The sequence below is a fragment of the Kitasatospora sp. NPDC058965 genome (assembly GCF_042741245.1).
GTDB lineage: Bacteria > Actinomycetota > Actinomycetes > Streptomycetales > Streptomycetaceae > Kitasatospora.
The window spans coordinates 1-1,324 of the sequence record NZ_JBHYKG010000608.1; the positions used below are offsets into that span (position 1 = coordinate 1).

The following is a 1,324-nucleotide window of genomic DNA, read 5'->3' on the forward strand; positions in this document are numbered from 1 at the left end:
GGGTGCACCCGGGGCAGGGCCCTCGTCCGTCCGTCATCGTCGCGGGAGGGCGCCGGTACGGAGGAGTGTGACCGAGCGTTCAGCCAGCGGTGATGGTCCAGAGCTGGTTGGGGGCTCCGCTCCTGCAGTCCCTATGCCACCTTGGCCCTTCGTTTGGCAGGGTTGGCGGTCAAGGGCAAGCGCGCCATCTCCTCGCGGCGCCAAAAGTAGAAGGGGCGTGATGGTAGTGGTTGATGACCGGTTTGACGAGCCAGCTGCCCTGCCCGCAGTTGTCGAGGCGGTCTGGTCGGCGACGACAGCTGAGAACGTCAGGGGAGCCTTGGCGGAGAGCAACCGGTGGTATCCCATGGCGGCTGTCCGGTTCTTCCGCGGGGCGATCCGATGGCGCTGGTCTGCGCGGTGCGATCCACGAGTGGTGACTTGGGCGCTGTACGACTGGGTTGGCCAGTTCCCCGAGGCAGCCTGGCCGAACTTCGCGCCGCGGGAGACCGAAGCGCTGATCCGGGCCGAGCTGAACGGAGAGTTCGATTTGGTGGCTGAGGTGCCGATCGACCACCTGCCCGTCCGGAACTGCCTGCAACTGGTCACCCGGATGGTATTCGAGGAAGCCGTGGGTGATGCGGCCGAGTACGCGCGACTGCGTTCGATCACCGCGAAGGCGGCGAGCGAGCACCGTGGGTTGGCTGCGGCGACGGAAATGAAGCTGGACCAGATCTACGCCTGGCGGAGTCTGACGCTGGCTGAGCTCGACGGTCTGGTCCGGGAAGTCGAGGCGGTGAAGTGGACATGAGCGGGACCGCAGGTCAGCGCCCGGAGCAGCCGGATCCGCGCTCGGTGTACGGCAGTTGGCTACTGGCTGGGCTGCTCAATCAACCTGACCGAAGGGACTACTACGAGAAGGTCATGAGGGCCCGGATATCGAGCGGAGGCATTGAGCAGTACACCATCGCCGAGCGGGTATTCCAGCAGTGCATGGCGATGCTGTTCCGGGTGGACCAACCGGTACGGGACATCTCGGACTTCGTCGCAGCCGCGCGCGCGTCACTGGCGCACCCCGAGTTGATTGGGCGGCTGGAGTCCGAAGCACTGGTCAGGTATGCGCTCGGTGAGCGCGTCTGGCTGGCCGGCATCGAGGATCGGTTGGCGATCAACGCGTACATGGTGCTCACGGTACGGGTGATCCGGCTCAAGGGTCTCTCACCGGCGCAGGTGCGTCGCCTGGTGACCGAGGCGGAGGACTGGGTGGAGGCGAGCGGCATTCGACTGGTCCTGCTCGACTGAGCGGGAGGCGGCGGTCCGGTGCGGATCGGCGATACGCCGATCC

2 protein-coding genes are annotated in these 1,324 nt (G+C 66.3%); both read left to right on the forward strand.

Annotation, left to right across the window (positions count from 1 at the left end):
- Positions 1-217: 217 nt before the first annotated feature.
- Positions 218-790: a hypothetical protein gene (locus ACFW1A_RS40550; protein WP_380418760.1), complete on the forward strand. Its 573-nt coding sequence runs from the start codon at positions 218-220 to the stop codon at positions 788-790.
- Positions 787-1,281: a hypothetical protein gene (locus ACFW1A_RS40555; RefSeq protein ID WP_380418762.1), complete on the forward strand. Its 495-nt coding sequence runs from the start codon at positions 787-789 to the stop codon at positions 1,279-1,281. Before ACFW1A_RS40550 ends, ACFW1A_RS40555 begins: the two co-directional genes overlap by 4 nt.
- Positions 1,282-1,324: the final 43 nt, after the last annotated feature.